The organism is Massilia varians, from assembly GCF_027923905.1.
In the GTDB taxonomy this organism is placed as follows: Bacteria; Pseudomonadota; Gammaproteobacteria; order Burkholderiales; family Burkholderiaceae_D; genus Telluria; species Telluria varians_B.
The window spans coordinates 536,780-562,423 of record NZ_AP026966.1; the positions used below are offsets into that span (position 1 = coordinate 536,780).

At 66.5% G+C, this 25,644-nt stretch carries 20 protein-coding genes and 1 riboswitch; of the genes, 14 read left to right on the forward strand and 6 right to left on the reverse strand.

Annotation, left to right across the window (positions count from 1 at the left end):
- The first annotated feature begins 440 nt into the window (after positions 1 to 440).
- On the forward strand, positions 441 to 2,063 hold the full coding sequence (locus MasN3_RS02520) for a tetratricopeptide repeat protein (protein ID WP_281912012.1): 1,623 nt from the start codon (positions 441 to 443) through the stop codon (positions 2,061 to 2,063).
- Positions 2,064 to 2,085: 22 nt separating this feature from the next.
- On the opposite strand, the gene MasN3_RS02525 is transcribed toward MasN3_RS02520, so the two are convergent.
- From MasN3_RS02525 to MasN3_RS02540, 4 genes are all read right to left on the reverse strand, one after another.
- On the reverse strand, positions 2,086 to 2,481 hold the full coding sequence (locus tag MasN3_RS02525; protein WP_281912015.1) for a hypothetical protein: 396 nt from the start codon (positions 2,479 to 2,481) through the stop codon (positions 2,086 to 2,088).
- Positions 2,482 to 2,600: 119 nt separating this feature from the next.
- Positions 2,601 to 3,452, reverse strand: a complete 852-nt coding sequence (gene dapF, locus MasN3_RS02530) for a diaminopimelate epimerase (protein ID WP_281912016.1) — start codon at positions 3,450 to 3,452, stop codon at positions 2,601 to 2,603.
- A 51-nt stretch (positions 3,453 to 3,503) separates the two neighbouring features.
- Positions 3,504 to 4,367, reverse strand: a complete 864-nt coding sequence (locus tag MasN3_RS02535; RefSeq protein WP_281912017.1) for an LpxL/LpxP family acyltransferase — start codon at positions 4,365 to 4,367, stop codon at positions 3,504 to 3,506.
- The gene (locus tag MasN3_RS02540) at positions 4,364 to 5,221 is read right to left on the reverse strand and encodes a lysophospholipid acyltransferase family protein (protein ID WP_370662381.1); all 858 of its coding nucleotides are present in this window, start codon (positions 5,219 to 5,221) and stop codon (positions 4,364 to 4,366) included. The genes MasN3_RS02535 and MasN3_RS02540 overlap by 4 nt, the downstream gene beginning before the upstream one ends.
- A gap of 183 nt (positions 5,222 to 5,404) precedes the next feature.
- On the opposite strand from MasN3_RS02540, the gene metK reads away from it, so the two are divergent.
- From metK to metF, 4 genes are all read left to right on the forward strand, one after another.
- On the forward strand, positions 5,405 to 6,571 hold the full coding sequence (gene metK, locus MasN3_RS02545; RefSeq protein WP_281912021.1) for a methionine adenosyltransferase: 1,167 nt from the start codon (positions 5,405 to 5,407) through the stop codon (positions 6,569 to 6,571).
- A gap of 93 nt (positions 6,572 to 6,664) precedes the next feature.
- A riboswitch (S-adenosyl-L-homocysteine riboswitch) is annotated at positions 6,665 to 6,737 on the forward strand.
- A 28-nt stretch (positions 6,738 to 6,765) separates the two neighbouring features.
- Positions 6,766 to 8,178, forward strand: coding sequence for an adenosylhomocysteinase (gene ahcY / locus MasN3_RS02550; RefSeq protein ID WP_281912022.1), 1,413 nt, complete (start codon positions 6,766 to 6,768; stop codon positions 8,176 to 8,178).
- A 108-nt stretch (positions 8,179 to 8,286) separates the two neighbouring features.
- On the forward strand, positions 8,287 to 8,643 hold the full coding sequence (locus MasN3_RS02555) for a phage holin family protein (RefSeq protein WP_281912024.1): 357 nt from the start codon (positions 8,287 to 8,289) through the stop codon (positions 8,641 to 8,643).
- A complete protein-coding gene (gene metF / locus MasN3_RS02560) occupies positions 8,630 to 9,460 on the forward strand; it encodes a methylenetetrahydrofolate reductase [NAD(P)H] (protein ID WP_281912025.1) in 831 nt (276 codons plus the stop codon). The genes MasN3_RS02555 and metF overlap by 14 nt, the downstream gene beginning before the upstream one ends.
- Positions 9,461 to 9,624: 164 nt before the next feature.
- On the opposite strand, the gene MasN3_RS02565 is transcribed toward metF, so the two are convergent.
- A complete protein-coding gene (locus tag MasN3_RS02565; protein ID WP_281912027.1) occupies positions 9,625 to 10,164 on the reverse strand; it encodes a 5-formyltetrahydrofolate cyclo-ligase in 540 nt (179 codons plus the stop codon).
- Positions 10,165 to 10,400: 236 nt separating this feature from the next.
- On the opposite strand from MasN3_RS02565, the gene MasN3_RS02570 reads away from it, so the two are divergent.
- The 6 genes from MasN3_RS02570 to MasN3_RS02595 all read left to right on the forward strand — a co-directional run bounded on the left by MasN3_RS02570 (position 10,401) and on the right by MasN3_RS02595 (position 17,631).
- Positions 10,401 to 12,299, forward strand: coding sequence for a lytic transglycosylase domain-containing protein (locus tag MasN3_RS02570; protein WP_281912030.1), 1,899 nt, complete (start codon positions 10,401 to 10,403; stop codon positions 12,297 to 12,299).
- Between the two features lie 37 nt (positions 12,300 to 12,336).
- A complete protein-coding gene (locus tag MasN3_RS02575; protein ID WP_281912032.1) occupies positions 12,337 to 13,299 on the forward strand; it encodes a complex I NDUFA9 subunit family protein in 963 nt (320 codons plus the stop codon).
- Positions 13,300 to 13,338: 39 nt separating this feature from the next.
- Positions 13,339 to 14,058 carry a glutathione S-transferase family protein gene (locus MasN3_RS02580; protein ID WP_281912035.1) on the forward strand — a complete coding sequence of 240 codons (720 nt, stop codon included), beginning with the start codon at positions 13,339 to 13,341 and terminating at the stop codon, positions 14,056 to 14,058.
- Between the two features lie 2 nt (positions 14,059 to 14,060).
- The gene (locus tag MasN3_RS02585) at positions 14,061 to 15,293 is read left to right on the forward strand and encodes a multifunctional CCA addition/repair protein (RefSeq protein WP_281912037.1); all 1,233 of its coding nucleotides are present in this window, start codon (positions 14,061 to 14,063) and stop codon (positions 15,291 to 15,293) included.
- A 77-nt stretch (positions 15,294 to 15,370) separates the two neighbouring features.
- Positions 15,371 to 16,918, forward strand: a complete 1,548-nt coding sequence (locus MasN3_RS02590) for a diguanylate cyclase (RefSeq protein WP_281912039.1) — start codon at positions 15,371 to 15,373, stop codon at positions 16,916 to 16,918.
- Positions 16,919 to 16,974: 56 nt separating this feature from the next.
- Positions 16,975 to 17,631 (forward strand): GNAT family N-acetyltransferase, encoded by a 657-nt coding sequence (locus MasN3_RS02595; RefSeq protein WP_281912041.1) that lies wholly within the window; start codon positions 16,975 to 16,977, stop codon positions 17,629 to 17,631.
- Between the two features lie 107 nt (positions 17,632 to 17,738).
- Here the strand turns inward: MasN3_RS02595 and MasN3_RS02600 are convergent, their stop codons facing one another.
- Positions 17,739 to 18,254: an Lrp/AsnC family transcriptional regulator gene (locus MasN3_RS02600; RefSeq protein WP_281912044.1), complete on the reverse strand. Its 516-nt coding sequence runs from the start codon at positions 18,252 to 18,254 to the stop codon at positions 17,739 to 17,741.
- Positions 18,255 to 18,459: 205 nt separating this feature from the next.
- Here MasN3_RS02600 and MasN3_RS02605 point away from each other — a divergent pair, with 205 nt between their 5' ends.
- The 3 genes from MasN3_RS02605 (at position 18,460) to MasN3_RS02615 (ending at position 25,618) form a co-directional block, all read left to right on the forward strand.
- Positions 18,460 to 22,014, forward strand: coding sequence for an indolepyruvate ferredoxin oxidoreductase family protein (locus tag MasN3_RS02605; protein ID WP_281912047.1), 3,555 nt, complete (start codon positions 18,460 to 18,462; stop codon positions 22,012 to 22,014).
- 172 nt (positions 22,015 to 22,186) lie between these two features.
- Positions 22,187 to 23,749 carry a S41 family peptidase gene (locus MasN3_RS02610; RefSeq protein ID WP_281912049.1) on the forward strand — a complete coding sequence of 521 codons (1,563 nt, stop codon included), beginning with the start codon at positions 22,187 to 22,189 and terminating at the stop codon, positions 23,747 to 23,749.
- Positions 23,750 to 23,857: 108 nt separating this feature from the next.
- A complete protein-coding gene (locus MasN3_RS02615) occupies positions 23,858 to 25,618 on the forward strand; it encodes a M14 family metallopeptidase (protein ID WP_281912050.1) in 1,761 nt (586 codons plus the stop codon).
- Positions 25,619 to 25,644: the final 26 nt, after the last annotated feature.

Consider the following 25,644-nt stretch of genomic DNA (forward strand, 5'->3'; position numbering starts at 1 on the left):
TGTTTCCTTTTTCTTAAGTGAATCTCAGCTATCCCGGCATCGAAGCGTGAAAAACTGCATGCCCGGATAGCTGCACCTTAAATGCTTGAGTCGTCAAGATTGTCGGTTTTGTCAATTATGAAGGGCGGGGTTGGTCGAAAGCCAATAAATCGAATCGTGCTGTTGTATTTTTGAAACGCGCATCACGAAGATGTAACAAATTGCTTCAAGGAAAGCATCGAACTCATCTGCTGGACGGTTTGCGCCGCCTCAAGGAAGCAGGGGATTCGAGCGGAGTGGACGCAATGAAGCCGTAGACTCTGCGTCAAACCGAAGTGTGCGGCGACGACAGGTCGGGAACCCTTGTATATTGGCAAGCTTTCTCTTGTCACCGTTCGAGCGCGATTCCGCTTCCAGTCCGTCCGGGCGCGCTGGCCGATTCCCTACCAAGACAAGCAACAATGGCGAACCGCGAAGAACTGGCGATCATCCGCAATGCACGTGCCGGGCAGGCCGCTGCCCAGCTCGAGCTCGGCAAGCTCTACCTGTTCGGCAGTGCCGGCCTGCCGCAGAGCCTGCCGACCGCGCTGCACTGGCTCGAGCGCGCCGCGCGGCAGGAATGCCAGCAGGCCTGGCAACTGATCGGCAACCATATTCCACTCGCGCTGGCCCAGCCTAGCGCCCAGGCCCTCGCGCCCTGGTACGAGCGCGCCTACGACGACGGCAGCGTGCATGCGGGGCTCGTGTTCGCGCAGCTGGTGCTGGGCGACGGCAGCGGCGGCGGCGCCGGTCCCGACACACCCGGCTTCGCCAAGGCCTTGCGTGCACTCGACGATGCCGCCCGCGCCGGCTTTCCCGATGCCCAATGGCTGCTGGCGCGCCGGCGCGATGCCGCACCGGCACGGCTGCCCGGCGCCGCTGCCGGTGCCGGCAGTGCGCCGCTATCGGCCCAGGGCTGGCTGCGGCGCGCGGCCGACAGCGGCGTCGCCGCGGCCCAGTCCGTCGTGCTCGAGCAGGCCTGGAACGCCGGGCGCTGGGACGACTATCTGGCATGCGCATTGCCGCTGGCACGCTCGCTCGTGCGCACGGCCGCCACCCAGGACGGCGTACAGCGGCCGGCGCCGGCCGATATCGCCTTGCTGTCGCGCGTCGCGCGCCTGCTCGACGACGGCGCGTTCGGCGAAGGCGGGCAGGGCGCGCCCGCAGCGGTCCTGCACGCGTTCAGGCCTGAACCGGGCGAACCGCTGTGCTTCTGGGAGCTCGCCGCGGCCGAGCACGACCGCCACGCCCAGCTGGCGATGGGTTTGCGCTGCGCGCGCATGGGTGTCGACGGCCGCCGCATCGCCGCCAGCGGCGGGGCTGCCAATTTCAAGAAGGCGATCCGCTGGCTGAGCCTGGCGGGCGAGCAGGGCCTGGCCCAGGCCTGGTATGCCCTGTCGCGCATCTATATCAAACCCGAGTTCTCGCAACGCAATGTCGCCGATGCCCAGCGCTACCTCGAGCGCGCGGCCGAGATGGGCTACCGCGACGCCCAGCTCGAATGCGGGCACAACGCCTGGCGGGCGCGCCGCGAGAACGAAAACAATGACGTCCGCGCCGCCTACTGGCTGCAGAAGGCGGCCGCCCAGGGCTGCGCCGCGGCGCTGGCGCTGCTGCGCAAGATCGCACCGCGCCTGGACACGCCCGCCTATGTCGAGACCGGCAAGCTGCTGGCCGGGCATGAGGACGCGCTGCTGGCGCATCCGCTGCTGCACGCGCGGCTGGAACTGGCGGCGCTGTTTGGCCTCTCGCGGGCGGAAGCGCTGCTGTTGGATGTGCCCGCCGCCGACCAGGGCCACTGCCTGGTGATCGACATCCGCGCCAGCTATGGGCGCAGCAAGCGCCGCCTGGTGCTGGTCGAGACGGCGCAGGAGCGCCATGCGCTCGACCGCGTCGCGCGCCTGTTCGAAGGCATCGATTGCGGCCCGTCGGGGCCGGAGGGGAATTACCGGCAGCGGCTGTACCGGCTGCGGACCCTGGTCGGCATGGTCGCGAAAGGCGAGGACGAGGGGGATGGAAGCACGGAGATCGGCCTGGCGGCCTAGAAGCGAACCGGGGGCGCGTCCGTCAGCATACCGGCGGCAAGGCGCCTTTGTATTTGTCGGCTTTTTGCAAAACGCGCCCGTCCTTGCCGACCCAGCGCATCTGGCCCTCGGTCCACTGCAGTTTTCCTTCGGTGACGAAGCTGCGGTTATTGGCACTGATCGTCACGATCAAGTCACCCGCATCGTTCAGTCGCCAGGTCCCCGGGATAAACACCAGGCCCATCCTGCGTAGATCGTCCTGCTTCGGGCCACATGGCGGGTACAATTCGTATTGATGGTCCGCACGATAGACCATCATCGCCCCCGTCTTTGCTTCATGCCAAGCACCGATGAGGCGGCTTTCGCCGAAAGAGAAGGCGCTGGCGGCAGGTGCAGCGCTGAAAAGAGCGATTGCGGCGACAGGAGCAAGGCGATGCATCCAGCGTGTCCTTCTTGAAGTCGTTGATGTTGCTAGACATTATCACGCTGCGTCCCGTCAAATTGCGCTCAATGTCACGACCCGGCTGGCGCCCGGTCTGCGATGCGCAGTTTCCGGCATCAGACGTCGACTTCACCCTCGAACACGGTCACTGCCGGACCGCTCAGATACACCGGCTGCCCCACCCCCGCCCATGCGATGCTGAGCTCGCCGCCGCGCGCCGACACGCGCACCGGCGAATCGAGCAGGCCGCGGCGGATACCGGCCACCACGGCCGCGCAGGCCCCGGTGCCGCAGGCCAGGGTCTCGCCGGCGCCGCGTTCGAACACGCGCAGCCTGACGTGGCGGCGGTCCACCACCTGCATGAAGCCGGCATTCACCTTCCTGGGGAAGCGCGCATGGGTTTCGATCGCCGGACCCATGGTGTCCACCGGCGCGCTGTCGACGTTCTCGACCACCTGCACCGCATGCGGATTGCCCATCGAGACCACCGACACGAACACGGTCTCGCCGTCCACCGCCAGCGGCCAGGTGATGTCTTCGCCCTCGGCGCGGCCGTCCAGGCCCGCCGCATCGAAGGGCACCTCGGCCGGATCCAGCTGGGGCGCGCCCATGTCCACCGTCACGCTGCCGTCTTCTTCCAGGCGCGGGGCGATGATGCCCTTCATGGTCTCCACACGGATGCTCTTCTCGCTTGACAGCGCCTTGTCGCTGACGAAGCGGGCGAAGGCGCGCGCGCCGTTGCCGCACTGTTCAACCTCGCCGCCATCGCTGTTGAAGATGCGGTAGCGGAAATCGACGCCCGCGCTCACCGGGCGCTCCACCACCAGGATCTGGTCGGCCCCGATGCCGAAGCGGCGGTCGGCCAGGCGGCGCCATTGTTCGGTGCTCAGGTTGACATCCTGGTGGATAGCGTCGACGACGATGAAATCGTTGCCCGCGCCGTGCATCTTGGTGAATTTCAGTTTCATGTCTGTTTCAGTTTTGCTTAACCAAATCCCGAATGGATTAGCCCAGCTTAATTAGTCGTAGAACGACGGCTCGCCGGGCGGGCGCGTCTTGAAGCGCTTATGGGTCCAGAAGTATTCGGCCGGCGCCTCGCGCACGCGCTCCTCGATGAAGGCGTTCATGCGGCGGGTCGCCTCGACCATGTCGTCGCCCGGGTAATTTTCCCACGCCGGGTAGAAACGCACACGCCAGCCCTGGTAGTTCGGCAGGTAGGTGGCGACCACTGGGATCACCTTGGCGCCGGTAGTGGCCGCGATGCGGCCCAGCGCGGTCAGGGTGGCGGCCGGGATGCCGAAGAAGGGCACGAACTCGGCATCCTTCTCGCCAAAGTCCATGTCCGGCAGCATGAAGTAGGGCAGGCCGTCGCGCAGCGCGCGCAGGATCGGCTTGATCCCTTCCTTGCGCGTCACCAGGCGCACCGGGCCGTAGCGTTCGCGGCCGTGGCGCAGCAGTTTGTCGAAGGCTTCGTTCTTTTGCGGCACGTACATGCTGCACACCGGGATCACGCGTGCGGCCACGCCGGCCACATCGAGGCAGACGAAATGCGGGCACAGCAGGATGGTCGGGCCGGCTTCCATCTCGGCCTTCGGCACGCCCGGCTCGACGTGGATGTAGCTGCGCACGCGCGCTTCCGGCGCCCACCACAGGATCGAGCGTTCAAAAATACTGCGCGCGTAGGCGCGGAAATGCTGTTTCGCGATCGCGTGGCGTTCGCCCTCCGACTTCTCGGGCATGCACAGGCGCAGATTGGTCAGCGTGATGCGGCGGCGCTTGCCCATGATCAGGAACATCAGGCTGCCGACGGCTTCGCCGAGACGCCCCAGGATGGGCAGCGGCAGGAAGTGCAGCAGCCACAGCGTGCCGAGCAGGAGCCTCATGGCGCGGCCTCGCTTTCCGGACCAGCCACGCCCTCGGGCTGCTTGTAGCGGTTGTAGCTCCAGAAATACTGTGCCGGGCAGCGGGCGATCAGCTGCTCCATGGCGCGGTTGATCGATGCCGCCTGCTCGGCGGCCGTGCCTTCCAGGCTGCCCTCGAAGGGCACGAAGCGCACCACGTAGCCGCGGCCGTGCGGCAGGCGTTCGGCATACACCAGCAGGATGTCGGCCTTGCCCAGCTGCGCTAACTTGGCGGGCAGGGTCATGGTGTAGGCGGTGCGGCCGAACCAGGGCGCCCACACGCCTTCGCCTTCCTGCGGCACCTGGTCGGGCAGCAGGCCGATCGGCTCGCCGGATTTCAAGGTCTTGGCCAGGATGCGCACGCCGGACAGGGTCGCCGGCGCCAGCTTGAGGTTGTGGCGGGCGCGCGCCCCTTCCACCAGTGGTTTCAGCGCGCTCTTGCGCGGCGGACGGTACATGACGGTGAGGGCGGTCTGCAGCGCGATCTGCTGGGCCGTCATCTCGAAGCAGCCCAGGTGCGGCGTCAGGAACACGATGCCCTTGCCGGCATCGAGGCGCTGCTGCACCAGGTCCCAGTTCTCGACGCTGGCATGGCGCGCCACGCGTTGCGGGTCGGCGCACCAGACGAAAGCCAGTTCGATGATGGCCTTGCCCGCTTCGGCGACGGCGGCGTTCAGGTGTTGTTCATAGCCGGCCTGGACCAGGTTGGCGCGCAGGCGCCGGCGGTACGAACCGGAGAGCAGATAGACGAGCCAGCCGAGCGCCGCGCCGAGGGCATGCAGAAACGGCAATGGAAATACCGATAGTGCACGGAATAAAAAAACTAACATGCGAATTGACCAGGGTTGAAAGAGCAGTGCTCGGTAGAGCAAAATTCTCGAAGGAAGCGTAAAATACCACTTTATGCAGGATCCGCCGAGTTAATAGACAACTTGCGAAGCGGAATATAAATGTCGCTAAAGCGTCGCAGGCACCCGTTGCTGCGGCATGTATACAACACAGCAGTAACCGGAGCCACCATGTCCAACGACTACCTCTTCACGTCCGAATCCGTTTCCGAAGGCCACCCCGACAAGGTCGCCGACCAGATTTCCGACAGCATCCTCGACGCCATCCTGGAACAGGATCCGCGCGCCCGCGTCGCCGCCGAAACCCTGTGCAACACCGGCCTGGTGGTGCTGGCGGGTGAAATCACCACCCACGCCAACGTCGACTACATCCAGGTGGCGCGCAACACCATCAAGCGCATCGGCTACGACAATACCGATTTCGGCATCGACTACAAGGGCTGCGCCGTGATGGTCTGCTACGACAAGCAGTCGCCGGACATCGCCCAGGGCGTGGACGAAGGCGCCGGCCTCGATCTCGACCAGGGCGCGGGCGACCAGGGCCTGATGTTCGGCTATGCCTGCGACGAGACCCCGGAGCTGATGCCGGCCGCCATCTACTACTCGCACCGCCTGGTCGAGCGCCAGTCGCAGCTGCGCAAGGATGGCCGCCTGCCATGGCTGCGTCCGGACGCCAAGTCGCAAGTCACCCTGCGCTACGTCGACGGCCGCCCGGTCGCCGTCGATACCGTGGTGCTCTCCACCCAGCACCACCCGGACGTGACCCACTCGCAGATCGAAGAGGCGGTGATCGAAGAGATCATCAAGCCGATCCTGCCGCGCGAATGGCTGCAAGGCACCAAGTTCCTGGTCAACCCGACCGGCCGCTTCGTCATCGGCGGCCCGCAGGGCGACTGCGGCCTGACCGGCCGCAAGATCATCGTCGACACCTACGGCGGCGCAGCCCCGCACGGCGGCGGCGCGTTCTCCGGCAAGGATCCGTCCAAGGTCGACCGCTCGGCCGCCTACGCCGCGCGCTACGTCGCCAAGAACATCGTGGCCGCCGGCCTGGCGCGCCAGTGCCAGGTGCAGGTCAGCTACGCGATCGGCGTGGCCCGTCCGATCAACATCACCGTGTACACCGAAGGCACCGGCGTCATCTCGGATGAAAAGATCGCCCAGCTGGTGATGGAACACTTCGACCTGCGCCCGAAAGGCATCGTCCAGATGCTCGACCTGCTGCGCCCGATCTACGCCAAGACCGCCGCCTACGGCCACTTCGGCCGCGAAGAGCCGGAGTTCAGCTGGGAGCGCACCGACAAGGCGGCGCTGCTGCGCGCCGAAGCCGGCCTGTCCTAAGGCCGGCCTCCCGCCCGAGCGCCTGACGGCCGCGGGCGGGGACGGTGAACCACAGTGGCGGCCCCATGGCGCCGCCACTGTGGTAAACTCACCGGTTCCGAGGAGCGTTGCGACGAAGAGATTCCTCTTTGCCAGGCTCGGATCATCAACACTGCGCTCACGTTACTTTTTTCAACCATTGAAAGGAGGGCGTGATGAACGCCGTACTCAAAGACCTCAACGATTTCCACGTCGCAGACATCTCCCTGGCAGCCTGGGGCGAGAAGGAAATCCGCATTGCAGAAACCGAAATGCCGGGCCTGATGGCGATCCGCGAGGAATACGCCGCTGCCCAGCCGCTGAAGGGCGCGCGCATTGCCGGTTCGCTGCACATGACCATCCAGACCGCGGTCCTGATCCGCACCCTGGAAGCCCTCGGCGCGCAAGTGCGCTGGGCATCGTGCAACATCTACTCGACCCAGGACCACGCCGCCGCCGCCATCGCGTCGGTCGGCACCCCGGTGTTCGCCGTCAAGGGCGAAACCCTGGACGAGTACTGGGAATACACCCACCGCATCTTCGAATGGCCGGGTGACAACCATGCCAACATGATCCTGGACGACGGCGGCGATGCCACCCTGCTGCTGCACCTGGGCGTGCGCGCCGAGAAGGACATCTCGGTGCTGGACAAGCCGGGTTCGGAAGAAGAAATCTGCCTGTTCAACTCGATCAAGGGCCGCCTGGCACGTGATCCGGCCTGGTACTCGAAGCGCCTGCCGTGCATCCTGGGCGTCACCGAAGAAACCACCACCGGCGTGCACCGCCTGTACCAGATGCACCAGGAAGGCAAGCTGGCCTTCCCGGCGATCAACGTCAACGACTCGGTCACCAAGTCGAAGTTCGACAACCTGTACGGCTGCCGCGAATCGCTGGTGGACGGCATCAAGCGCGCGACCGACGTCATGGTTGCCGGCAAGATCGCCGTCATCGCCGGCTACGGCGACGTGGGCAAGGGGTCGGCCCAGGCCATGCGCGCGCTGTCGGCGCAAGTGTGGGTCACCGAGATCGACCCGATCTGCGCCCTGCAGGCCGCGATGGAAGGCTACCGCGTCGTGACCATGGACTACGCCGCCGAGCACGGCGACATTTTCGTCACCTGCACCGGCAACTACCACGTCATCACCGAGCAGCACATGCTCAAGATGAAGGACCAGGCCATCGTCTGCAACATCGGCCACTTCGACAACGAAATCGAAGTCGCCGCGCTCAAGAAGTACGAGTGGGAAAACATCAAGCCGCAAGTCGACCACGTGATCTTCCCGGATGGTAAGCGCATCATCCTGCTGGCCGAAGGCCGCCTGGTGAACCTGGGCTGCGGCACCGGCCACCCGTCCTACGTGATGAGCTCCTCGTTCGCGAACCAGACCATCGCCCAGATCGAACTGTTCGCCAACACCGCCAAGTACCCGGTCGGCGTCTACACCCTGCCGAAGCACCTGGACGAGAAGGTTGCCCGCCTGCAGCTCAAGAAGCTCAACGCCCAGCTGACCACGCTGACCGACGAGCAGGCCGCCTACATCTCGGTGCAGAAGGAAGGTCCGTACAAGCCGGACCACTACCGCTACTGATCTTCGGTAGCTGAATGCGGGCGCGGCGTTGTTTCAACCCCGCGCCCGTTTTTTCAACAGCCGGTACTTTCACGCGTGAAAGTACCGCGTACCACGAAAGTCGATACGATGCGCTTGCTCATTACCTGGCTGATCAATGCCGTGGCCCTGATGGCCCTGCCGTACCTGGTGTCCTCCGTCGCCGTCACCAATTTCACGACCGCGCTGATCGCCGCGCTCGTGCTCGGGCTGGTCAATACCCTGATCCGTCCCATCCTGGTGATCCTGACCCTGCCGGTGACGGTGGTGTCGCTGGGCCTGTTCATCCTCGTCATCAACGCCTTCCTGTTCTGGATGGTGTCGCACTGGATCGAGGGGTTCGAAGTGGCCGGCTTCTGGTCCGCCTTCCTGGCAGCCATCCTGTACAGCATCATTTCGTGGGCGCTTTCTAGCTTGCTCCTCAAAGACAAAGATGGAAACTCCTAATTTCAGTATCGAGTTCTTCCCGCCGAAGACCGAAGAAGGCGCAGAGAAACTGCGCGTCGTGCGCCAGAAGCTGGCCGAGTTGCAGCCCAAGTATTTCTCGGTGACCTTCGGTGCGGGCGGCACCACCCAGCACGGCACCTTGCAGACCGTGCTCGAGATCAAGAACGCGGGCTTTGATGCGGCCCCGCACCTGTCCTGCGTCGGCGGCACCCGCGCATCGCTGCGCGCCATCCTGCAGCAGTTCCAGGACAAGGGCATCCGCCGCGTGGTGGCCTTGCGCGGCGACCTGCCGAGCGGCTACGGCGGCGGCGGCGAGTTCCGCTATGCCAACGAGCTGGTCGAGTTCATCCGCAAGGAAACCGGCGACTGGTTCCACATCGAAGTGGCGGCCTATCCGGAAATGCACCCGCAGGCCCGCTCGCCCCAGGACGACCTGCAGGCCTTCGCGCGCAAGGTACAGGCCGGGGCGAATTCCGCCATCACCCAGTATTTCTACAACGCGGACGCCTACTTCGATTTCATCGACAACGCCCGCAAGCTGGGCGTGGACGTGCCGGTGGTGCCGGGCATGATGCCGATCACCAACTACACCCAGCTGATGCGCTTCTCGGACATGTGCGGCGCCGAGATCCCGCGCTGGGTGCGCAACAAGCTGGCCAGTTTCGGTGACGATACCGCCTCGATCAAGGCCTTCGGCCTGGACGTGGTGACCAGCCTGTGCGAACGGCTGCTGGCGGGCGGGGCGCCGGGGCTGCATTTCTACAGCATGAACCAGGCGGTGCCGACGACGGCGATCTGGCAGCGTCTCGTGAAATAAGCCGTAGGGTGGACGGCTTTGCCGTCCGCGCGTTCAAACTTCGGTGCTGCCGCCCGCGCGTTCATTCTTTCGCTGGTTGAACGCGTGGGCGGCGCCCCGTCTTCACTGATCACGCCTACTGGGTGGAGCCGCCCACCCTACGGGTGAGTGCGCCAAACCGGTCATCATTCCAGTTCCGTGACGATCTGATCGAGCGGGATGTCATACTCCCCGATCTCGAACTGCGCCAGCTGGCACGCATACGCGATGCCCAGCGTCCTCGGACGCGGTTCCGGCGCCAGCGTCCTGTCGTAGAACCCGCCCCCATACCCCAGCCGGTAGCCGCGCGCATCGAAACCCAGGCAGGGCACCAACAGCGCATCCGGCCGTTCCACCATCCGCAGTTCCGCCGGCACCGCCACGCCCAGGCTGTCCGCCACGGTCGGCTCACCCGGCACCCATTCGGCAAATCCGAGCGCCGTATCGCGCGCCAGCACGACGGGCAAGGCCAGCCGTACGCCTGCGTCCGCCAATTCCGCGTAGGCTGGACGCAGGTCGGGTTCGCCCGCCAGCGGCCAGTACACACCCAATGAAGCGCCGGGGTTTGCCTGCCACCAGGCCAGCACGCGTGCCCCGATGCGGTCGTCCCAGGCGAGCCTGGTGGCGTGGTCGATGGCGCGGCGCCGCTCCTTGAGCGTCCGGCGCAACTGTGGCTTATCGAGCATGGCGCTTGCGCCTGCTTCTGGTAGTAGCCCGGGGGCACATGGTATTCTTGATTCGCCGGTCATGGTTTGAATGCAGCGTATATTGAGAGTTGTGGATGTTTCAATCGAGATTGACAACCGGCTCGCTGCCGGTCGCCCTTGCTGTTGTGTTGACGTTGTGGACGCTGTCTTCCGGTACAGCCCACGCAGAATCCGCGCCCCAGGCCGTGCCGCCGGTGCCGCCCGGCGCACCGACCGTGCCAGGCGCACCCGCCGCCGCGCCGGCACAGGACATGCGTGCCGACGACGATACCTTCCTGCTGCTGCGCGAGGCCGCGCGCCAGAATGACGCCGCGCGCACCAATGCCCTCGCGTCGCGCCTGCCGTCCAACTATCCGCTGGCGTCCTACGTCGACTATTATCGTCTGAAACCCAGGATCAGCGGCGCCGGCGCCAACGCCACGCACGAGGAAATCCGCGAGGTGCTGCGCCGCCACGAGGGCACGGCAGCCGCCGAGCTGATGCGCAGCGAATGGCTGCTCGAACTGGGGCGTCGGCGCGATTGGGCCAGCTTCGAGCGCGAAGTCGGCCAACTGGCCGGCAGCAACCTGCAACTGCGCTGCTATGCCTTGCTGGCGCGCGCCAGCCGCGGCGAAGCGGTGGCGCAGGAAGCGCGTGGCGTGCTGCTCAGTCCGGCTAATTATGGCGAAGCCTGCAATGCCCTGGTCGCGCAGCTGGCGCAAAGCCGCCAGTTCGGTGAAGACGACTTGCTGTGGCAGCTGCGCCTGGCAGGAGAAGCCAACGCCACCGGCCCGGCCCGCCGTGCGGCCGCATTGCTTGGCGCCTCCGACACCCGCGCGGCCCAGGCAGTGGACACGCCGGCGGTGGCGATGGCGCGCGGCATCGGCAAGACCCGCGCCGAGCGCGCCGTCTACCTGGTGGCGGTCGCGCGCATGGCGCGCACCAGCCTCAAGCTGGCCACCGTCGCGCTGGAGAAGAACAGCCCGAAACTGAGCGCGCAGGAACGCGCGACCGGCTGGGCCGGCATCGCCCATGCCGCCTCGATCGCCCTGTCGCCGGACGCCGCCACCTACTGGCAGCGCGCCAATGGCGTCCAGCTCACCAACGAGCAATTGCAGTGGAAGACCCGCATTGCCCTGCGCCGCGGCGACTGGAAGACCGTGCGCGCCACCATCGAGGCGATGCCGTCCAGCCTGCGTGCCGACAGCGCCTGGGTCTACTGGCTGGCGCGCGCCGACAAGCACGAGGGCCGCAGCGCGGAGGCGAATGCCGGCTTCGAGCGCATCGCCAGCCAGCACCATTTCTACGGCCAGCTCGCGCTGGACGACCTCGGCCGCCAGGTGGTGGCGCCGCCGCCCGCGCAGCCGATCAGCAACGAAGAGCTCGCCTCGATCAACGCCAACCCGAGCCTGCAGCGCGCCCTCAAGTTCTACGCCCTGAGCCTGCGTGCGGACGGCAACCGCGAATGGAACTGGGCGCTGCGCGGCATGTCTGACCGTCAGTTGCTGGCCGCCGGCGAAATCGCTCGCCGCAACGATCTGCTCGACCGTACCGTCGAGACCTCGCTGCGCACGCGTACCGAGCTCGACTACACACAGCGTTTCCCGGCGCCGCACTTCGACGTCCTGCACCCGACCGCGCAGGGCCTGGGCCTGGACAAGGCCTGGGTCTACGGCCTGATCCGCCAGGAATCGCGCTTCATCCTCGATGCGCGTTCCGGCGTCGGCGCCTCCGGCCTGATGCAGGTGATGCCGGCCACCGGCAAGTGGGTGGCGGCCAAGATTGGGATGGACAACTTCGTGCACAGCATGCTCAACGACTTGCGGACCAATATCACGCTCGGCGCCAACTACATGAACATGGTGCTCGAGAACTTCGACGGCGACGAAATCCTCGCCACGGCCGCCTACAATGCCGGGCCCTCGCGCGCGCGCGCCTGGCGCGGCCTGCTCACGCAGCCGATGGAAGGCGCGATCTTCGTCGAATCGATTCCGTTCTCGGAAACCCGCGGCTACGTGCGCAACGTGATGGCCAACGCCACCAATTACGCCGCCATGTTCGAGAACAAGCCGCAGTCGATCCGGACGCGCCTGCGTCCCGTGCAGCCGCGCGAGCGGGCGTCCATCCTCCCCTGATGCATGCGGGCCCCCGGGCCCAATCAAGGAGGCGGCCATGCGCGACATGAACGTGGTGGTCATCGGCGGGACGGGTTTCATCGGCGGCCACCTGCTGGCGCGTCTGGCGGCGGACGGCGTCGGCACGCTGGTCGCCGCGCGCCACTACGAAACCGCCAAGCATCTCACCACCTTGCCCTTCCTCGACCTGGAGGTGGCCGACATCCACGACGACGCCGGCTTGCGGCGCCTGCTGGCGGGACGCGACGCCGTCATCAACCTGGTAGGCAGGCTGCACGGCGGCCATGGCGATCCCTACGGTCCGGTGTTCCGGCAACTGCACGTGGAGCTGCCGCGCCGCATCGCCAGGACCTGCGCCGAACTCGGCGTGCCGCGCTACCTGCACATGAGCGCCCTCGGCGCCAGCCATACGGGGGCGTCAATGTACCAGCGCTCCAAGGGCGACGGCGAACTGGCCGCGCGCAGCGAGCCCGGCGTGGCCACCACCATCTTCCGCCCCTCGATCGTGTTCGGACCGGGCGACCACTTTCTCACCGTGTTCGCCCGGCTGCAGCGCCGCCTGCCGGTGCTGCCCCTGGCCTGCGCGCAGGTGCGCCTGCAGCCGGTGTACGTGGAAGACGTGGCCGCCGCTTTCGCCGTGGCGCTGCGCGAACCGCATACGCGCGGCGCCGTCATCGAGCTGGGCGGTCCCCAGGTGTATACCCTGGCCGAACTGGTGCACCTGGCCGGCCGCTACGCCGGCCATGATCGCCACGTGCTGGAACTGCCCGACTGGGCCGCGCGCCTGGAAGCCAGGCTGTTCGAGCTGCTGCCGGGCGACCCGATGATCAGCCGTGACCAGCTCGATTCCATGAAGGTGGATAATGTGGTCGATCCGCAAACACAAGCCTTGACAGCGGAGACGCTCGGAATCAAGCTGACGTCGCTCGAAGGCGCCGCACCGCACTACCTGGCGCCGGAAAGCAGCCTGGACCACTACCGCGAGCACGCCGGCCGCTGATTCCTCGCCGTTTCTTACATGACTCAACCACAGGACAACATGCAGACCATCGAACTCGACCCGACCCTGTCTTCCACCCTCGAGGCAGCCCGCCAGCCGGGCCTGACCCTCGTCATCGGCAACAAGAACGTGTCGTCGTGGTCGATGCGGCCCTGGGTGGCAGCAAGGGCGTTCGGGATCCCGTTCACCGAGATCCGCGTCCTGCTGGACAAGCCCGACACCGCCACCAACATCGCGCGCTATTCGCACGCGGGCCGGGTGCCGGTGCTGCTGGCCGGCGAGATGACGATCTGGGACAGCCTGGCCATCGTCGAATACCTGGCCGAGCAGTTCCCGGACAAGCACATGTGGCCGCAGGACGTCGCCGCGCGCGCGCTGGCGCGCTCGATCGTGGCCGAGATGCACTCGGGTTTCAGTGAGCTGCGCAGCGCCATGTCGATGAACATCCAGGCGCGCCTGCCGGGACGCGGCCGCACCCCGGGCGCTCAGGCCGACATCGGCCGCATCTGCGAGATCTGGGAAGACTGCCTGTCGCGCTTCGGCCACCACGGCTTCCTGTTCGGCGACTTCTCCATCGCCGATGCCTTCTACGCCCCGGTGGTGTGCCGCTTCAAGACCTATGGCGTGGCGCTGGCGCCGGCGCTGCAGGCCTATTGCGAGCGGGTGCTGGCCCACCCGGCGGTGGCGCGCTGGGTCGACGAAGCGATGCGCGAGGTCGACCCGACTCCGCAGCACGACCTGGACCTGCCGCAGGAATGAGCATGCGCAGCTATGTGGTCGGCGGCGCCGTGCGCGACGAGCTGCTGGGGCGCCCCGTGACCGACCGCGACCACGTGGTGGTCGGCGCCACCCCGGACAGCATGCTGGCGCTGGGCTTTCGCCCGGTCGGCAAGGATTTCCCGGTCTTCCTGCATCCCGAGACGCACGAGGAATACGCGCTGGCGCGCACCGAGCGCAAGACCGCGCCGGGCTACCACGGCTTCGTGTTCCACACCTCGCCGGACGTCACCCTGGAAGACGACCTGGTGCGGCGCGACCTCACCATCAATGCCATGGCGCGCGCCGATGACGGCAGCATCGTCGACCCGTACAACGGCCGGGCGGACCTGGAGAACCGCATCTTCCGCCACGTTTCAGGCGCGTTTGCCGAAGACCCGGTGCGCATCCTGCGCGTGGCGCGCTTCGCCGCGCGCTTCCCGGATTTCCGCGTCCACGACAGTACCAATGCCCTGATGCGCGGCATGGTCGAAGCCGGGGAGGTCGACGCCCTGGTGCCGGAGCGGGTCTGGCAGGAGCTGTCGCGCGGGCTGATGGAAGCACGTCCCTCGCGCATGTTCGAGGTGCTGCGCGACTGCGGGGCATTGGCGCGCATCCTGCCCGAACTCGACGTCCTGTGGGGCGTGCCGCAGCCGCCGCTGCACCATCCGGAAGTCGATACCGGCGTGCACATCATGCTGGTGATCGACTACGCGGCTGCGCAAGGTCTTCCGCTCGAGGTGCGCTTCGCCGCCCTGGTGCACGACCTGGGCAAGGGCGTCTCGCCGAGCGAGACCTGGCCGGCCCACCACGGCCACGAATTCGAGGGCATGAAACTGGTTACGGCCGTGTGCAAGCGGCTCAAGGTCCCCAACGAATGCCGCGACCTGGCCCTGATGACGGCGCGCGAGCACGGCAACGTCAGCCGCGCCCTGCAACTGCGCGCCAACACCATCGTCACCCTGTTCGAACGCTGCGACGCCTTCCGCAAGCCCGAGCGCTTCGCCCAGATGCTGCTGACCTCGGAATGCGATGCGCGCGGGCGCGGCCATGAGGAGCACCCGCTGCGCTTCGCGGACTATCCGCAGCGGCCCTACCTGCTGCGCGCCCTGGCGGCGGCGCGCGCCGTAAACGCCGGCGAGGTCGCGGCGCGCTACGCCGACAAACGCGAGCGGATTCCCGAGGCGGTGCACGCGGCGCGGGTCTCGGCGGTCAAGGCGGCCTTGAGGGAGCCGTAAAACACCTACGGTGCACGACTGTTCCGCAAGCTTTTGCTATGCTCTCCGGATAACAACATGATGTAACGGAGGACAAGATGGTTGCCGTGCTGGCGCAGCGCGTAGCGAGCTTGAAACCGCGTCGCCGCCTGCAACTTGCCGGCCTGGCGGTGCTGGTGCTGGCCTTGCTGCTCGCCTTTCTATATATCCGCTCGGAAGCGACCGATCCCGAGGTCCGCAACGACGTGATGCTCAACCTGCGCGAGCTGGAAAAGCTCGACGCCGAGTGGGATGCCAACATTCTGCGCGCCCACATCGGCCGCGCGCCGGCCACCGCGCAATTGACCACCCAGCTGCCGCGCATGCGCGAGCTGCAGCAGCGCCTCGGCGAGGCACTGCCGGAAGCCGCCAGCCCGGCCGTGAACACCGCCTATGCCCAACTGCGCGACGCCCTGCAGCGCAAGGAGCTGATCACCGCCCAGTTCGCGCGCCACAACCCGCCGCTGCGCGAGGCCTTGAGCTTCCTGCCGCCGGCCGTGGCCGACCTCAAGACCGAGCTGGGCGGCATCGAAGGCGCGCTGGCGCCGGCGCGCCTGGTGGTCCGGCTGGACGCCTCCCTGAACGACCTGTTGAGCGAGATCCTGCGCTACAACGTCGCGCCCAGTCCGGCGCGGGCAGTGCGCATCGACGAGATCCTGGGCGACATCGCGGCCCAGCAGATCGCCTTTTCGCCGGCCGTGGTCGAGAAGATGGACGCCATCATCAAGGCCGCGCGCGTGATCCTGGAAAAGCGCCCGCTGGAAAACCGCCTGGAAGCCCAGATCGCCGCAGTCGCCATGGGCGCCGCGCTCGACCGCCTGGGCCGCGAGTTCGACCGTACTTTCGATGCCAAGCTGGCGGTGCGCGAGCGCTACCGCGGCTACCTGTTCGCCTATTCGGCCGTCCTGCTGCTGCTGCTGGCCTACGCCGGCATGCGGCTGCGGCGCAGCTATCGCATCATCGGCGAGGTCAACCACCGCCTGCAGGCGGTCAACGAGAACCTCGAGCACCGCGTCGCCGAGCGCACCGCCGAGCTGGAAGCCCAGTCGAAGCAGCTCGAGCGCCTGGCCCAGCACGACAGCCTGACGGGCCTGATCAACTACCGCCAGCTGACCCGTCTGCTGGAACGGGCCCTGGCCCGCGCCACCCGGCGCGATTCGGTGGTAGTCATCATGTTCATCGACCTGGACGGCTTCAAGGCGGTGAACGATACCTACGGCCACGCCACCGGCGACCTGGTGCTGCAGATGGTGGCGCGCCGGGTCCAGGAAAAGCTGCGCGCCGAAGACGCGCTGGCGCGCCTGGGCGGCGACGAGTTCGTCATCATGCTGGAAGAGGTCGCCTCACGCGAAGGCGCGCTGCGCGTGGCCCAGCTGGCGCTCGACCAGATCAAGTCGGTGACCGAGGCGGACGGCAATCCGGTCAGGATTTCGGCCAGCATCGGCATCTCGAGCGCCCGCGGCCATGCCGGTGCGGCGCGCGGTTCGGCGACCCTGCTGGCCGAAGCCGACAAGGCCATGTACGAGGCCAAGCAGGCTGGCAAGGGCGTGTTCGTTGTCAGTCCTTCATCGCAGTGGATCGTTCCGGGACAGGACGGCAAGCAATAGCAGAATCCGCTACAATCGCGGCGTATGCTGCACTGCACAAAATAAGGATGCTGGACATGCTGGACAATTCCCTGTTCCGTTGGCTGAAGGGCCTCGGCGGCCGCCGCAAGGACGGCCGTCCGACCGTGCTCGTCAAGGAACTGGGCGAGCGCGACCGCCGCCGCATCCTGCGCCATTTCCTGGCGCTGGACGACAATGACCGCCTGCTGCGCTTCGGCAGCGTCATCCCGGACGATGCGATCGCCAAGTACGTCGAGAAGCTCGATTTCCGGCACGACATCGTGTTCGGCGTGGTGAACCGCGTGTTCCAGCTGGTGGGCGTGGGCCACCTGGCCTTCGCCAAGGCCGGCGAGGGCAAGCCGACGCAAAAGGAACGGGTGGCCGAGTTCGGCGTGTCGGTGTCGAAGTCGGCGCGCGGGCAGGGCGTCGGTTCGCGCCTGTTCCAGCGCGCCGCCATCCACTGCCGCAATGCCGACGTGGATACCCTGTACATGCAGTGCCTGACCTCGAACCAGACCATGATGCACATCGCCAAGAAGGCGGGCATGGAGATCAAGCGCGAGTACGGCGAGGCGGACGCCTACCTGCAGCTGCCGCCGCCGAGCCCGGCGAGCGTGATGGCGGAGGCGCTGGAAGAGCAGTGGGCGGTGATCGATTACACCGTCAAGGCGAATGCCCGGGCGGCGGTAAAGTGGCTGACGCCGAAAAAGTAGGGTGGACGGCTTTGCCGTCCGCGCGTTCAAATTTTCTGTGAACCGATGCGACGCGATTGCTCCCGGGCTGGCTGAACGCGCGGACGGGAGACCCGTCCACCCTACGTTTACCCGGCTACGGGCAGCGCCGTCGTCTCCTTGATCCGCTGCAGCGCAAAACTCGACTTCACATCCAGCACTGCCGGATGCTTGAGCAGCGTGCCCATCATGAAGCGCGAGAAGTGGTCCATGTCTTCCACGTGCACGCGCAGCAGGAAATCCATTTCCCCCGTCATCGCATAGCAGGCCACCACTTCCGGCCAGGTCCCCACCGAGATCGCGAAATCGTTGCGCGGCGAGGTCGCCGGCAGGCCCGGGGCGCCACGCGCGCCGCCCGCCACTTCGCTGTGCTTTTCCAGGCGCACGTTCACGTAGGCCAGCAGCCCGAGCCCGATCTTGTCCGGATCGACCAGGGCCACGTACTGGCGGATCACGCCCGCTTCCTCCAGGCGCTTGATGCGGCGCAGGCAGGGGGAAGGGGACAGGTTGACGCGCTCGGCCACGTCCTGGTTCGACAGGCGGCCATCGGTCTGCAGCACGGAGAGGATCTTGCGGTCAGTCTTGTCGAGCTCGAATTTTGACATGTTTTCCTCGGTGGATTCGCGAACCCAGCAATTTTATTGCGCAAATCATCTGGCGGGGGGAATTGTTTGAAATTTAATGCCGGAGGGCGCGGAATATACTGTGCGCATGATGGATCAGGCTGGCAGAACCCGGCCCCGCGCGTCCAGATGGCCACCAAGAGCCGCAGCGCGCCCCGCATCCTGGCGACATTAACGGAGACACCGCATGAATGCACCCCTAGAGCGCGCCAACCTGGCGCTGCCCCAGCACGACATCACCCTCGACGACAAATGGACGCTTGAACGCGGCCGCGCGTTCATGACCGGTACGCAAGCCCTGATCCGCCTGCCGATGCTGCAGCGCGAACGCGACCAGAAGGCCGGCCTGAATACCGCCGGCTACATCACCGGCTACCGCGGCTCGCCGGTCACCGCCGTCGACCAGACCGCGATGAAGGCGAAGAAGCACCTCGACGCCCACCACGTCAAGTTTCACCCGGGCATGAACGAAGACCTGGCGGCCACCGCCGTCTGGGGCACCCAGCAGACCAACCTGTACAAGGACGCCAAGTACGACGGCGTGTTTGCCATGTGGTACGGCAAGGGCCCGGGCGTGGACCGCTGCGGCGACGTCTTCAAGCACGGCAACAATGCCGGCTCCTCGCAGCACGGCGGCGTGCTGGTGCTGGCCGGCGACGACCATGCGGCCAAATCCTCGTCGACCGCGCACCAGTCCGACCACATCCTGACCCACTGCGGCATCCCGGTGCTGTACCCCTCGTCGGTGCAGGAATACCTCGACTTCGGCCTGCACGCCTGGGCCATGAGCCGCTACACCGGCCTGTGGGTGTCGATGAAGTGCGTCACCGACATCATCGAATCCGGCGCCGTGGTCGACCTGGATCCGGACCGCGTGCAGATCGTCACCCCCACCGATTTTGAGTTGCCGCCGGGCGGCCTGAACATCCGCTGGCCGGACGCCGTGCTGGACCAGGAAGTCCGCATGAGCAACTTCAAGTGGTATGCGGCGCTGGCCTATGCACGCGCCAACAAACTGAACCGCATCATCTGGGACAGCAAGAAGCCGAAGATCGGCATCATCACTGCCGGCAAGAGCTATGTCGACACCCGCCAGGCCCTGGCCGACCTCGGCATCGACGAACAGGCGGCCGCCGACATCGGCCTGCGCCTGTACAAGGTCGGCATGACCTGGCCGCTCGAATCCGAGGGCGTGCACGAGTTCGCGCGCGGCCTGGACGAGATCCTGGTGGTGGAAGAGAAGCGCCAGGTGATGGAATACGCGCTCAAGGAAGCCCTGTACAACCTGCCGGACGGCGAGCGTCCGCGCGTGGTTGGCAAGTTCGACGACACCGGCGAGTGGAGCAACAAGGACCGCATGGGCCACGGCGACTGGCTGCTGCCGGCCACCTACGAGCTCAACCCGGCGCAGATCGCGCGCGCCATCGCCTCGCGCATCTCGCACTACTGCGCCGGCCATCCGGTCGAGCAGCGCGTGAAGGAGCGCATCGCCTACCTGGAGAACAAGGAGCTGGTGCTCAAGTCGATCCCGGCCAAGGCCAACCCGGAAACCGACCGCATTCCGTACTTCTGCTCGGGCTGCCCGCATAATTCCTCGACCAAGGTGCCGGAAGGCTCGCGCGCCATGGCCGGCATCGGCTGCCATTACATGGTGCTGTGGATGGACCGCGAAACCTCCACCTTCACCCACATGGGGGCAGAGGGCACGACCTGGATCGGCCAGTCGCCGTTCACCGACGAGAAGCACGTGTTCGTGAACCTGGGCGACGGCACCTACTTCCACTCGGGCATCCTGGCGATCCGCGCGGCGGTGGCGGCGAAGGTCAACATCACCTACAAGATCCTGTACAACGACGCGGTGGCGATGACCGGCGGCCAGAACGTCGACGGCCCGCTCGACCCGGGCATGATCACGCGCCAGATCGCCGCCGAAGGCGTGCGTCCGATCATCGTCGTCACCGACGAGCCGGAAAAATACCCGGACGATTACGCCTGGGCCGAAGGCGTCACCGTGCGCCACCGCTCCGAGCTGATGGACGTGCAGAAGGAATTGCGCGAGATGCCGGGCGTCTCCGCCGTCATCTACGACCAGACCTGCGCCTCCGAAAAGCGCCGCCGCCGCAAGAAGGGCGAGTTCCCCGACCCGGCCAAGCGCGCCGTCATCAACGAAGCCGTGTGCGAAGGCTGCGGCGACTGCTCGGTGCAGTCGAACTGCCTGTCGGTCGAGCCGCTGGAAACGGAGCTGGGCCGCAAGCGCCAGATCAACCAGTCCTCGTGCAACAAGGACTTCTCCTGCGTCTCCGGCTTCTGCCCGAGCTTCGTCACCGTCGAAGGCGGCGGTTTGAAAAAGCCCAAGAAAGCCGCAACGGCTGACGCGGCGCCGCCGGCACTGCCGATGCCGCGCATCCCGTCGGTCGAGGAGCCCTTCGGCATCCTGATCGCCGGCGTCGGCGGCACCGGCGTGGTCACCGTCGGCCAGATCCTGGCGATGGCGGCCCACGTCGAAGGCAAGGGCGCCGTCGTGCTCGACCAGTCCGGCCTGGCCCAGAAGGGCGGCCCGGTGATGTCGCACGTGCGTCTGGCCGAGCACCAGGCCGATCTGCATTCGACCCGCGTCGGCACCGGTAGCGCGGACCTGGTGATCGGCTGCGACCAGATCGTCGCTGCCTCCCGCGATGCGCTCTCGCGCATGGGCGAGGGCCGCACCTGGGCCGCCGTCAACTCGACCGGCGCCACCACCGCGGCCTTCGTGAAGAACCCGGACTGGCAGTTCCCGGCCGAAGGTTCGAAGGACGCCATCCTGCAGGCCTGCGGCGCCGACAACGTCGACTTCGTCGATGCCGGCAAGATCGCCACCGCGCTGATGGGCGACGCCATCGCGACCAATATGTTCATGCTGGGCTATGCCTTCCAGAAGGGCCGCGTGCCGCTGCTCGAGGCCTCGCTCCTGAAGGCGATCGAACTGAACGGCGTCTCGGTGCCCTTCAACAAAGCCGCCTTCAACTGGGGCCGCACGGCCGCCCACGACCTGGCCGCGGTGAAGAAGCTGGCCACCCCGGCCCAGGTGATCGAGTTCAAGCGCAGCGAAAGCCTCGACGACCTGATTACCCGCCGCGTCGAGCTGCTGACCGCCTACCAGGACGCTGCCTACGCCGCCAAGTACAAGACTTTCGTCGACCAGGTACGCGCCGAAGAGGCCAAGCTTGGCAAGGGCAGCCGCCTGGCCGAAGCCGTGGCGCGCTACTTCTACAAGCTGATGGCCTACAAGGACGAGTACGAGGTCGCCCGCCTGCATACCGATCCGGCGTTCAAGGCCAAGATCGCGAACATGTTCGAAGGCGACATCACGCTGAAATTCCACCTGGCGCCGCCGCTGCTGGCCAAGCACGACAAGGAAGGCCGCGCGCTCAAGAAGGAATACGGCGCCTGGATGATGGGTGCGTTCGGCGTGCTGGCCAAACTGAAACGCCTGCGCGGCACCCCGTTCGACGTGTTCGGCTACACCGCCGAGCGCCGCACCGAGCGGGCGCTGATCGACCAGTACCGCCAGACCGTGGAAGCGCTGCTGCCCAAGCTCACGCCTGAGAACCTGGCGCAGGCCGTGGCGATCGCCAGCATCCCGGAAGACATCCGCGGCTACGGCCACGTGAAGGAGCGCCACCTGAAGGCCGCCAGGCAGAAGGAAGCGGCCCTGGTCGCGGCCTTCCACACGCCGGCTGCAGGGACGCCGCGCGCCGCATAAGCGGGCAGCGCTTGACAGGCAAACAAGGCCGCAAGTCTGGCCTTGTTTGCCTGGAAATTCTTCTTAGCATTCCTTGTTGTCCATCAGACCCAACTGTTACAGTTGGTTGCACTTGGGTCCGATTGGCGCGTCTATAATCGATCGCATGAGACCGCCATATGCACATGGTCGTTTGTCGACCGTCCCCCGCCTGATGGCGTCGCTGTGCGCCGCCACGGTCGTCCTCGCCGGATGCGGCGGGGGCGGCGGTTCGCCCGGCGGTACCGGCCCCGGCCAGAGCGGGCAGCAGCCGCCCACGCCGACGAATCCGACGCCGCCGACCGGCAGCGCGTCGCCGGAAGACCTCAACCCCAATTTGCTGGGCGAAGCCTTCAGCACCTACTGGAACCTGTGCGCCAAGCCGCGTACCGGCCTGGACACTGAAGGCCGGCCCTTCCCGGACCGCCAGGGCACGCTGCTCGACGAGCTGAAGTTCCTGCGCGCATGGTCGAACCAGTACTACCTCTGGTACAACGAGATCCCGAACACCTACCGGATGGCGGATTTCACCAACGCCCTCGACTACTTCAACGTGCTTAAGACCCCGGCCCTGACCCCCTCGGGCCAGCCGAAGGACAAGTACCACTTCACCTACACCACCGAGGAGTGGGAAAAGCTGCAGAACTCCGGGATCGACCTGGGCTATGGCTTGACCTGGAAGCGCAACAGCGCCACCGTGCCGCGTACCTGGCTGGTCGCGATGGTGGAGCCGGGTTCGCCGGCCGAGGCGGCCGGCCTGCGCCGCGGCGACATGCTGCTCAAGGTCGACGGCGTGGACTTCGTCAACGGCGGCGGCGCCGACCAGGTTAACAGGATCAATGCCGGCCTGTTCCCCGAGACGGCCGGCGTGGCGCACGGGTTCACCCTGCAGCGCGGCAGCACGGTCTTCGACGTGTCGATGACGGGTGCCGACGTGCGCATCGATCCGGTCAAGCTGGTGCAGGTGCTCGACACCCCGACCGGCAAGGTCGGCTACCTAAGCTTCGAGACCCACAACCAGGTGTCGGAGAAGGAGCTGGTGGATGCCTTCACCACCTTGAAGCAGGTCGCCGTGAGCGACCTGGTGCTCGACATGCGCTACAACGGCGGTGGCCTGCTGTACATCGCCAGCGAGCTGTCCTACATGATCGCCGGGCCGGAGCAGACCAACGGCAAGATCTTCGAGCGCCCGCAGTACAACGACAAGACCCCGCAGAAGCAGGCCATTCCGTTCCGCAGCACGGCCTACGGCTTCAGCTCGCCCAATCCGGTGCGTGCGGGCACGCCGCTGCCTTACCTGGGCCTGAAGCGGGTGACCGTCCTGACCACCTCGGGCACCTGCTCGGCCAGCGAGGCCGTGATCAACGGCCTGCGCGGCGCCGATGTCCAGGTTGACGTGATCGGCAGCACCACCTGCGGCAAGCCCTACGGCTTCACGCCGGTGTCGAACTGCGGCACCACCTACTTCTCGATCGAGTTCAAGGGCGTGAACAACAAGGGCTTCGGCGACTTCTCGGACGGCCTGGCGCCGACCTGCCAGGTAGCCGATGACCTGTCGCGTCCGCTCGGCGACCGCAGCGAAGGCCTGCTGGCCGCGGCCCTGAGCTACCGCGAGACCGGCACCTGCCCGCCGGCCAGCCGCGCGCGCCAGGTGCCGATGGAGATCGTGCGCCATCCGGCCGGGGAAATCTCGATCTATACCAAGCCGCGCCCCTGAGCCCGGTGTGCAACAAGAGCCCGGCCAGCACTTCTGCCGGGCTCTTTTCATTCTGGAAACAGGTCTATAATCGTCGGCTTTGTCACCCGCTTGATTGTGGAGTTTCCGATGATCCGTTCCGCCCTGCTGCTGGCCCTGCTGGCTGCCGTCCCCCTCGCCCATGCCGCTCCCGATCTGACCACCGTGTCGGAGCGCTCCGGCTTCCAGGCCACCGGCCGCTACGATGAAGTCATCAAGCTTTGTGGCGACTTCCAGAAGGCCTATCCGAAGCAGGTCAAGTGCATCGAATTCGGCCGCACGCCGGAGAACCGCCCCATGCTGGCGCTGATCGTGTCGAACACCGGCGCCTTCACGCCGCAGCTTGCTAAGAAGCAGGGCCTGCCGGTGACCCTGATCCAGGGCGGCATCCATGCCGGCGAGATCGACGGCAAGGACGCCGGCTTCCTGGCCCTGCGCGAAATCCTGAACGGCAAGTTGGCGAAGGGCGCCCTGGACAAGCAGGTGCTGCTGTTCGTGCCGGTGTTTAACGTCGACGGCCACGAGCGCTTCGGCAAGTGGAACCGCCCGAACCAGCGCGGCCCGGTCGAGATGGGCTGGCGCACCACCGCCCAGAACTACAACCTCAACCGCGACTACGTGAAGGCCGACGCGCCCGAGATGCAGGCCATGCTGGGGCTGGTCAATGCCTGGGATCCGCTGACCTATGTCGACCTGCACGTGACCGACGGCGCCAAGTTCCAGCACGACGTCTCGATCCAGGTCGAGCCGGTGTACTCGGGCGACCCGGAATTCCGCAAGGCCGGCCTGGCCCTGCGCAGCAAGGTGATCGCCGACATCGCTCGTCAAGGCGCGATGCCGCAGTCCTACTACATGTCCTTCGCCAAGACCGACGACCCGCAGTCGGGCTTCATCGACAGCGTGTCGGATCCGCGCTTCTCGACCGGCTACTTCCCGCTGCGTAACCGCATGGCGATGCTGGTCGAGACCCATTCGTGGAAGGATTACCCGACCCGCGTGCGCGTCACCCACAACACGGTGATCTCGGTGCTGGAACAGGTCGCACAGCACGGCAAGGCCTGGCAGCAGGCCGCCCAGGCCGCCGACGCCCGCGCCGCCCAGCTGGCGGGCAGCCCGGTCGCGCTGACCTACCGCACCACCCACAAGACCGAGATGGTCGACTTCCAGGGCTACGCCTACACCCGCACCCCGTCCGAGGTGTCGGGCATGCTGATGACCCGCTACGACGAAAGCAAGCCGCAGGTATGGCGCGTGCCGCTGCGCGAGGAAGTGGTGCCGGACCGCGTGGTCAGCGCACCGCGCGCGGGCTACATCGTGCCGGCCGCCTGGGCCGACATCGTGGCCAAGAAGCTGACCCAGCACGGCATCAGCTTCCGCAAGCTGGACAAGGCGATCGCGCAGGCGAGTGTCGAAACCTTCCGCGCCGACAAGGCGAGCTTCGGCGCCACCTCGCTGGAATCGCACCAGCGCCTGACGGTCGAGGGCGCCTGGCAGGCGGAGCCGCGCGGCGTACTGCCGGGCTCGCTGTACGTGCCGGTGAACCAGCCGAAGGCGCGCCTGGTGGTGGCCATGCTGGAGCCGCAGGCGCCGGACTCGCTGCTGGCCTGGGGCTATTTCAACAACGCTTACGAGCGCAAGGAGTACATGGAAGAATACGTGGCCGAGGACGTGGCGCGCGAGCAGATGGCCGCCGACCCGGCGCTGGCCGCCGAATTCAAGCGCCGCGTCGAGACCGACCCGGCCTTCGCCAGGAACCCGCACGCGCGCCTGGACTTCTTCTACAAGCGCCACGCCTCGTGGGACGAGCGCCACAACCTGTACCCGGTCTACCGCACCGCCATCGCTCCCTGAGTTGTTCCCGGCGCTTGATCCGCATG